The sequence below is a fragment of the Streptomyces sp. adm13(2018) genome (genome assembly GCF_008042145.1).
Classification (GTDB): domain Bacteria; phylum Actinomycetota; class Actinomycetes; order Streptomycetales; family Streptomycetaceae; genus Streptomyces.
Map to the genome: position 1 here is coordinate 1 of NZ_RDBH01000020.1, position 7,467 is coordinate 7,467.

Here is a 7,467-nt window from a genome sequence, read left to right on the forward strand (position 1 = left end):
CCCGTGGCGCTGCCCCACTACCGCCGTACCGCGCGCCCCCAGCCGAAGAGCACCCCGAACGTCATCACCGCGACGCTCGTGATCACCGCGCCCGCGGTCCTCGCGACGGCGATCCTGCGCGCCCGGTCCAAGTGAGCCGCCGTCCCGCCGACCCCCGCGAACCGTCCTTCCGACGGCCCCCGTTGCCCCTCTGAGTCCCACCCGAGGAATCCATGTCCGAATGGCTCGTTCTCACCCTTGCGATGGCCGCCGCGTGCGCCGTCGTCCTGACCATCGTCGTCATCAACCACCGCCGGATCCCGGAGGACGACGACCCCAGCGAGACCCCCGACGTCATCGAGTACATGACGATGATGATCGGCGTGATCTACGCCATCGTCCTCGGCCTCGCCATCGCCGGCGTCTGGGAGGCCCGCGGCGCCGCGCAGGAGACGGTGCGGCAGGAGGCGCAGGCGATGCACGAGATCTCGGCCCGCGCCGAGGTCTACCCCCAGGCGGTCCGCGACGGGATCCGCGCCGACGTCGACGCCTACGTCTCGTACGTGATCGACGACGAGTGGAGGTACATGACGGAGCACGGCGAGCTGAGCGAGGAGGGCACCGCGCTCCTGGAGAAGGTGCGCCGCAGCGTCACCGACTACCGGCCCGCGGACGACTTCGAGGGCCAGGCGTACCAGCCGCTGGTCGACCAGGTGGCGGTCGCCGACGACGCCCGGGGGGCCCGGGGGCAGAACGCGGGCGCGACCATGCCCGGCGTGGTGTGGTTCGGTCTGATCATCGGGGCCCTGGTGACGGTCGGCCTGATCTTCACGCTGCAGATCCGCAGAACCGGCCGCGAACTGCTGCTCGCCGGACTCTTCAGCGTGCTCATCGCCTTCCTGCTCTTCCTCATCTGGGACTTCGACGCACCGTTCGGCCGGGGCATCTCGGCCACCGCCGCGCCGTTCACCGATCTGTTCCCGCAGCTCAGGCGCTGAGGCGACCCGCCCGGTGAGCCGATCGGGGGACATGCGTGCCCCATTCGCACGTCTGGGATCGCGGCTGTGATAGTGCGCTCCTAGCGTGTCCGGCATCGAGGTGTACGCACGGTCTTTCGCGGAAACCCCCTTCCGCGGCTACCCCTCGGGACCCGGAGGATTCACCATGCGCGCGATACGTGCCGCGTCCACTGCCCTGCTGGGGGCGGCCGCCCTCGCCCTGGCCGCCCCCACCGCCGTCGCGGCGGACGGTGCCCCCGCACCCAACCCGCGGGCGGCGCGGGCCAAGGCACCGGGCGACTTCGTCGTGTCGCCCTCGCTCGTCGCCCCCGGCGGCCGGGTGTCGCTGAGCGCCCCCGGCTGCGCCAGTACGGCGACGGCCTCGGCCGGCATCTTCGACACCGTCACCATCGCACCGGGGTCGGCGGCCATCGCCACCGTGGACGCGGACGCCCGGCGCGGCGCCGTGTACACGGTGTCGTTCAACTGCACCGGCGGCGTCTCGGAGACCGTGAACCTGACGATCAGCGGCGTTCCGACCGCCACCCCGACGATCAGCTCCACCGTGCTCACTCCCCCGCGCGGGGTGCGGGGCGGGCTGGGCGGTTCGGTCGGCGGCTTCGAGCCGCTCGAACTCGCCGGGGGCGGTGCGCTGGTGCTTGCCGCGGCGGTCGGCGGTGTGTACGTGCTGCGCCGCCGCTCCGGTGCGGCCCGCCGGCACTGAGCGGACGCCGCGGCCGGCCCGGTCCGCGGCGGACGCCCCCGGACGCCCGTCGCCCCCGGGTCCCTGCCGGGACCCGGGGGCGACGGGCGGAGCGGGTCGACCGGGAGGTTCGACCGGTCAGACGCCCGCGCCGGTCACACGGCGACGGCGGACGATGAAGAGCCCGCCGCCGAGCGCGGCGGCGGCGACCAGGCTGCCGCCGACGGCCATCTCCGTGGAGCTGGGAGCCAGCGAGCCGCCGAGGCCGCCCTGGGCGCCGCGGCCCGGGAGGACCCGGAACGGCTCGGTGACCACGGAGGAGCCGCCGTTGCAGCGGACCGCCAGGTTGTAGTTGCCGGGGGTGGCGTTGTTGTAGACGCGGGCTACGGCGGTGGAGACGCCGGGACCGCCGGACAGCGTGGCGTCGGGGAAGGCGTTGGACGTGACCGTGCCGCCCCGGTTGCAGCCCCTGGCGGTGATCGTGAGCGTCGACCCCGGGTGGACCTCGGAGGGGCTGACGGTGACGTTGGTCGGGCTGTTGTTGGACCCACCGCTGAGGACGTTGCCCGGGCCGTAGGTGGCGGCGGCGAGGGGGGCCGCGAGGCCGACCGCCGCGATCGCGGTGGCGGTCACCGCCAGAGTGCGTGCAGCACGCATGGTTGAACCTCCAGTGGAAGACGCCCCAAAGCGGTGCTCCGGGAGTGTCGACGAGTACGCCTTCCATGACGAACCATCACAAATGCAGGCAAGCCGTGCATGTTGTGACTGGTCCACCCGATGCGGCGACACGCCCGGAATCCGGACCTCGCGAGCACCAGAACCGCAGGTCAGAGCAGAGCGGGTCGCTTATCTGACGATTACTCGGATGGGTCAGCCCCGTGTCACCCGCCTGTCGGCGCCGGGGAGCCGCGCGGGCGCACTCCGCGAGCGCCGGGGGCAGGCTCGGCGGGGCACCGAGAGCGGGGGCCGACGACGGGCCGAAGAGGGGTGGCAGGGGGCCCGGCCCCCACCCGTTCGCTCCGTCCGGCGCGACGGCCCGTGGGCCCGCCCTTACCGTTCTGACGACGCCACGAAGGGAGAACCATGCCCCCGAAGGATTTCCGCGTCGTCCCGCGCAGGAGACGCCGGCCGTGGGGCGTCCTGGCCCTCGCCATGCTGTCCGGGATCGCGATGATGCGCAACGGCGTGGACCTCGGCCAGGGGCCGCCGCAACCGGCCGCCGCGGCGCGTCCGGTGGGGCACCCGGTCGCCCCGCCGCAGGACGGCGCGACCGAGGGCCTGGAGCCGCTGCCGTTCGCCCCCGCCTCCCGCATCAAGATCCCCGCGATCCAGGTCGCGGCGCCGATCATGGACGTGGGCCTGGACCAGGACGGCTGGGTGGCGGCCCCGCCGCCGCAGGACACCAATCTCGCCGGCTGGTACCAGAACGGCATCTCCCCCGGCCAGCGCGGCACGGCCGTGGTCGTCGGCCATGTCGACAACGCCCAGGGACCCGCGGTCTTCTACGGGTTGGGGTCCCTGGAGAAGGGCCAGCACGTCGAGGTCGAGCGGTACGACGGCCGGATCGCGGTCTTCGAGATCTACGGGGTCGAGGTGTACGCGAAGGACGCCTTCCCGGGCGTACAGGTGTACGCCGACACCGGCGCCCCAGAACTGCGGGTCATCACCTGCGGCGGCGGCTACACACGGGCGCGTGGCTACGACGGGAACGTCGTCGTGTACGCGCGGATGGTCGGCTCCCGCTAGGCCGCGAAAGGAAGGCCCCCGCATCCGAGACCGGTGCGGGGGTCCTTCCCGTGCCCCGGCGCTCAGCGCTGGGGCACGGTGATGTGGTAGCCCGCGTCGAGGAGTTCGGGAAGGTAGCGCCGGAGCGCCGCCACGCTCTGGGAGCGGTCGCCGCCGGCGTCGTGGGAGAGCACGACGGCGCCGGGCGCGGCGCCGTCGAGGACCCGGCGGACGACGGTGTCGGTGCCCGGTTCCTTCCAGTCCAGGGTGTCGACGGTCCAGGCGAGCGGTTCCATGCCCAGTTCGGCCCCGATCTCGAAGGAATGCCGGTTCCACGCACCGTAGGGCGCGCGGTACCAGAGCGGGGCCGTGCCCAGGGTCCGTTCGACGACCTCGCTGGTGGAGCCGAGTTCGTCCCGGATGCGGGAGGGCCGCAGCTTGGGGATGAGCGGGTGCGACCAGGAGTGGTTGCCGACGACATGGCCGTCCGCGGCCATCTCCCGCAGCAGGTCGGGGTTCTCCACCGCCATCTCGCCGCAGACGAAGAACATGGCCCGGCAGTCGTGGCGGCGCAGCGTCTCCAGGATCCCCGGGGTGTAGCGGGGGTCGGGCCCGTCGTCGAAGCTCAGCACCATCGAGCGGCCGACCCCGGACATACTCAGGAACGGCCGCTGGCGGACCGGGGGCACCCCGCGCCGGTACGCCGGGGGCGCGTACGCCGTCATGGGCTGGAGGCGGTAGGAGGCGGGACCCAGCCGGGCGGACTGCGCCTGCGGGCCCGCGGCGGGGCCCGGCCCCCCGCGGGGCGGAGCGGGCGGCCCGGCGGTGCCCGGCCGGTCGGGTGCCGTCAGCCGGTCCGCCGCGATGGCTCCGACGGTGACGGTGGCGCCGAGGGCGGCGGCCAGCCGCAACACCGCACGGCGCCCCTTGGGCATCTGATCCTTTTTCATGACCAATGGTCCCTACGGCTGAGTTCCCGTGCGGCTCATCGACACCGCCCGCCCCGCCGAATGCACCCGATGAGCCGATAGCCTCGACGGGTGAGCGAACAGCAGCCCGGTGGGTTCGAACGGGGTACCGACGGTCCGAAGGTGATCATGGCGGGGGTCGACGGCTCCGACTCCTCGCTGCGCGCGACGGCGTACGCGGCCGGGCTGGCCCGACGGCAGAACGCCCTGCTCGCGCTCGTCTACGTACAGCCGGTGCTCACCGCGGGGGTCGCCCTGGGCGCGCCCACCGCCGGGACCACCGAGGAGATCGCGCAGGACCTGGTCGCGCAGATCCGCAGGTCGGCGGAGCAGGTGAAGGACCTCTGGCAGATCCGGTGGGAGTTCCACACCTTCCGCGGCGACGCCTACACGGGTCTGGTGCGGGCCGCGGAGGAGCTGACGGCGGACGCCGTGGTCGTGGGCGCCTCGGAGTCGGCCGGGCACCGGTTCGTGGGTTCCGTGGCGGTCCGGCTCGTGAAGGCGGGCCGCTGGCCGGTCACGGTCGTCCCGTGACCGCACGGACGCCGGGGCGCGCGGCGCCGGGCACCCTGACCCGCCGCCGGGTGCAGGGGGGCGTACTACCTCCCCATCACGAGGCCGTCCCGGGCCGCGCCGCGGCTGAGGACCACCTCCCGGATGCCGTCCCGGATCTCGGTGTGGCGCGGGTCGGAGCCGTCGGCGGCGCCGAGGTTGACCACCCGGCCGCGCCCGGTGTCGAACCACTGCGGCACGAACTCCGCCTCGGTGACCTCCCAGCGCCCGCCGGGGGCCTTGGGCGGTCCGAAGGTGAAGCGGCCGATGCTGCCCTGGTTCCCGCGCGGGTCGTGGGCGCCCTCGTGATTGATCATGTCCCCGGCGACCTGGTCGCCCATCCCGTAGACGATCCAGGTGCCGTTGACCTTCTCGTAGGCCTGCGGGACGTGGGCGTGCGTCCCGAGGATGAGGTCGACGTCGGGGCGGCCGCCGCTGCGTGAGGCGGTGAGCGAGCGGCCGAGCGCGAGCTGCCGCTCGTCCGGTTCGGTCTGCCACTCGGTGCCCCAGTGGAGGCTCACCACGACCACGTCGGCGCCGGCCGCGCGGGCGTCGCGGGCGTCGGCGATCACCTTCCGCTCGTCGAGCACCTGCACGGCCCAGGGCCGCCCCTCGGGGAGGGGGTAGCCGTTGGTGCCGTAGGTGTAGGCGAGCTGGGCCACGGTGGCTCCGCCCGCCTTCAGCAGCGTGGGCCGGGCCGCCTCCTCGGCGGTCCGGGCCGATCCCGCGTGGCGGACGCCCGCCCGGTCCAGGGCGTCGAGGGTGCGGCCGAGGCCCGCGGACCCGTCGTCCAGGGTGTGGTTGGAGGCGGTGGAGCAGGAGTCGTAGCCGGTGGCGCCGAGCGCGGCGGCGACCTCGGGCGGCGACTTGAAGGCGGGGTAGCCGGTGTAGGGCCCGCCCTCCTCGCCGTACACGGTCTCCATGTGGCAGAGGGCGAGGTCGGCGCGGGAGACCACGGACTTCACCCCGGCGAGCATCGGGGCGAAGTCGTAGCCGTCCCCGCCCGCGTCCTCGGCGGCGCGCCGGATGATCGAGTCGTGCGGGAGGACGTCTCCGGAGGCGACGAGGGTGAACCCGGCGGGCGCGGACGGGCCGCCGGGGGCGGCGGGGCGTTCGGAGCCCGGTCGCCCGGTCGTCGCCCCGGGGCTGGGGGCGTCACCGGCCGCGGGGCCGCCCCCGCCGGTGCAGCCGGTGGCCACCACGAGCAGGACGGCGGCGAGCGCGACCACGCCCGCGGGTCTGGTGCGTGAGGTCATGTGCGGCTCTCCGCCCGATTCCTAAGCTGAACAGATATGAATACAAATTCATCTCCTGGGAAAGCCGCAGTCAAGGGTCAAGGCCGCAGAACGTCAGGAACCCCGCTGAATCGGACGCAGTACCTCCGGTAGGCCGCCGCGTGACCGCTCGCCGTACCACTCGCCGCTCGGTGCGACCGTTCGTCGCAGACCGATGTCCGTTCCCTGTCCCTCGTCGTCCGAATGGGTTGCGATACGCCCCGGACGACGAGCCGCAGAGAGGCGGGGAGCATGACCACGGCGACCACCGACGAACGGACCCTGGAGGAGCTGCAGCGGGACCACGGCCCCGCGCTCCTCTCCTTCCTGCTCGGCCTCACCTACGGGGACCGCCAGCGGGCCGAGGACCTCGCCCAGGAGACCCTGGTACGGGCCTGGCTCCACCCCGAGGCCTTCGACGGCCCCTACGACTCGATGCGCCCCTGGCTCTTCACCGTGGCCCGCCGCCTCGCCATCGACGCCCGGCGCTCACGTCTCGCCCGGCCCGCCGAGATCGGGGACGGGGTCCTCGCCGTCACCCCCGACCCCGCCGACGCGACCGCCTCGGCCGAGGCCGCGCTCGACGTCCGGGCGGCCGTCCGCGAGCTGAGCCCCGAACACCGCGCGGTCCTGGTGCGGATCTACTTCCACGGCCTGACCGTCAACGAGGCCGCCCACGACCTCGGCATCCCGGCCGGCACCGTCAAGTCCCGCTCCCACTACGCGCTGCGGCAGCTGGGCCGGTCACTGCCCGGCTACCGGCCGCACCGCACGGCCGTTGCCCGACCCCGGGCCGCGGCCCCACAATGACGCCGTGACGCTGACCCTCGCCGCCGCCGAAAAGATCCTCGCCGACAACTTCGCGCCCTGGGTGCTCGATCTGGGCCTCACCGTCGCCTCGGTCGACGGCCAGGAGGCCCTGCTCCGGCTCCCCTGGTCGGAACGGCTGGCCCGGGAGGGCGGCGGTCTGTCCGGCCAGGCCCTGATGGCCGCCGCCGACACGGCGACGGTGATCGCCGTCGCCGCCGCCCGGGGCGGCTTCGTGCCCATGACCACCGTCCAGCAGTCGATCAGCTTCCAGCGGGCCGTGGTCGGCGCCGACGTCCTGGTGCGGGCCCGGCTCACCAAGGTGGGGAAGCGGATGGCCTTCGCCGACATCACCATGACGGGCGAGGGCACCGAGGAGACCGCGGCCCACGCGACCGCGGTGTACGCGCTGCTCGGCTGAACGCCCCGCCCGCCGGCCGTGGGGGTGTTCGCGTCGAAGG

At 73.9% G+C, this 7,467-nt stretch carries 9 protein-coding genes; 6 read left to right on the plus strand and 3 right to left on the minus strand.

The genetic code is table 11. The annotated features are described in order from the left end of the window. The first annotated feature begins 212 nt into the window (after positions 1-212). Both EAO70_RS02065 and EAO70_RS02070 read left to right on the plus strand, forming a co-directional pair. A complete protein-coding gene (locus EAO70_RS02065) occupies positions 213-977 on the plus strand; it encodes a DUF4239 domain-containing protein (RefSeq protein WP_148001321.1) in 765 nt (254 codons plus the stop codon). A 166-nt stretch (positions 978-1,143) separates the two neighbouring features. Then, the gene (locus EAO70_RS02070) at positions 1,144-1,701 is read left to right on the plus strand and encodes a hypothetical protein (protein WP_148001322.1); all 558 of its coding nucleotides are present in this window, start codon (positions 1,144-1,146) and stop codon (positions 1,699-1,701) included. A 117-nt stretch (positions 1,702-1,818) separates the two neighbouring features. Here the strand turns inward: EAO70_RS02070 and EAO70_RS02075 are convergent, their stop codons facing one another. Further along, the gene (locus EAO70_RS02075; RefSeq protein WP_148001323.1) at positions 1,819-2,337 is read right to left on the minus strand and encodes a hypothetical protein; all 519 of its coding nucleotides are present in this window, start codon (positions 2,335-2,337) and stop codon (positions 1,819-1,821) included. A 426-nt stretch (positions 2,338-2,763) separates the two neighbouring features. Between EAO70_RS02075 and EAO70_RS02080 the strand changes: the two genes are divergently transcribed. Continuing rightward, positions 2,764-3,426, plus strand: coding sequence for a class F sortase (locus EAO70_RS02080; RefSeq protein WP_148001324.1), 663 nt, complete (start codon positions 2,764-2,766; stop codon positions 3,424-3,426). 62 nt (positions 3,427-3,488) lie between these two features. Here the strand turns inward: EAO70_RS02080 and EAO70_RS02085 are convergent, their stop codons facing one another. Next, complete coding sequence (locus EAO70_RS02085) at positions 3,489-4,355, minus strand: polysaccharide deacetylase family protein (RefSeq protein ID WP_148001325.1); 867 nt, start codon at positions 4,353-4,355, stop codon at positions 3,489-3,491. Between the two features lie 147 nt (positions 4,356-4,502). Here EAO70_RS02085 and EAO70_RS02090 point away from each other — a divergent pair, with 147 nt between their 5' ends. Further along, entirely contained in the window at positions 4,503-4,907 is a 405-nt protein-coding gene (locus EAO70_RS02090) for a universal stress protein (protein WP_402113597.1), read from the plus strand. Positions 4,908-4,972: 65 nt separating this feature from the next. Here EAO70_RS02090 and EAO70_RS02095 read toward each other — a convergent pair whose 3' ends face one another. Then, complete coding sequence (locus tag EAO70_RS02095) at positions 4,973-6,181, minus strand: CapA family protein (protein ID WP_148001327.1); 1,209 nt, start codon at positions 6,179-6,181, stop codon at positions 4,973-4,975. Between the two features lie 270 nt (positions 6,182-6,451). Here EAO70_RS02095 and EAO70_RS02100 point away from each other — a divergent pair, with 270 nt between their 5' ends. Together EAO70_RS02100 and EAO70_RS02105 are read left to right on the plus strand one after the other, a co-directional pair. Beyond that, positions 6,452-7,009: a sigma-70 family RNA polymerase sigma factor gene (locus tag EAO70_RS02100; RefSeq protein ID WP_148001328.1), complete on the plus strand. Its 558-nt coding sequence runs from the start codon at positions 6,452-6,454 to the stop codon at positions 7,007-7,009. A gap of 4 nt (positions 7,010-7,013) precedes the next feature. After that, positions 7,014-7,427: a PaaI family thioesterase gene (locus tag EAO70_RS02105; RefSeq protein ID WP_148001329.1), complete on the plus strand. Its 414-nt coding sequence runs from the start codon at positions 7,014-7,016 to the stop codon at positions 7,425-7,427. Positions 7,428-7,467: the final 40 nt, after the last annotated feature.

Coding starts and splice junctions, on each gene's coding strand:
- EAO70_RS02065 (WP_148001321.1), top strand. CDS start 213: ATGTCCGAATGGCTCGTTCTCACCCTTGCGATGGCCGCCGCGTGCGCC.
- EAO70_RS02070 (WP_148001322.1), top strand. CDS start 1,144: ATGCGCGCGATACGTGCCGCGTCCACTGCCCTGCTGGGGGCGGCCGCC.
- EAO70_RS02075 (WP_148001323.1), bottom strand. CDS start 2,337: ATGCGTGCTGCACGCACTCTGGCGGTGACCGCCACCGCGATCGCGGCG.
- EAO70_RS02080 (WP_148001324.1), top strand. CDS start 2,764: ATGCCCCCGAAGGATTTCCGCGTCGTCCCGCGCAGGAGACGCCGGCCG.
- EAO70_RS02085 (WP_148001325.1), bottom strand. CDS start 4,355: ATGAAAAAGGATCAGATGCCCAAGGGGCGCCGTGCGGTGTTGCGGCTG.
- EAO70_RS02090 (WP_402113597.1), top strand. CDS start 4,503: ATGGCGGGGGTCGACGGCTCCGACTCCTCGCTGCGCGCGACGGCGTAC.
- EAO70_RS02095 (WP_148001327.1), bottom strand. CDS start 6,181: ATGACCTCACGCACCAGACCCGCGGGCGTGGTCGCGCTCGCCGCCGTC.
- EAO70_RS02100 (WP_148001328.1), top strand. CDS start 6,452: ATGACCACGGCGACCACCGACGAACGGACCCTGGAGGAGCTGCAGCGG.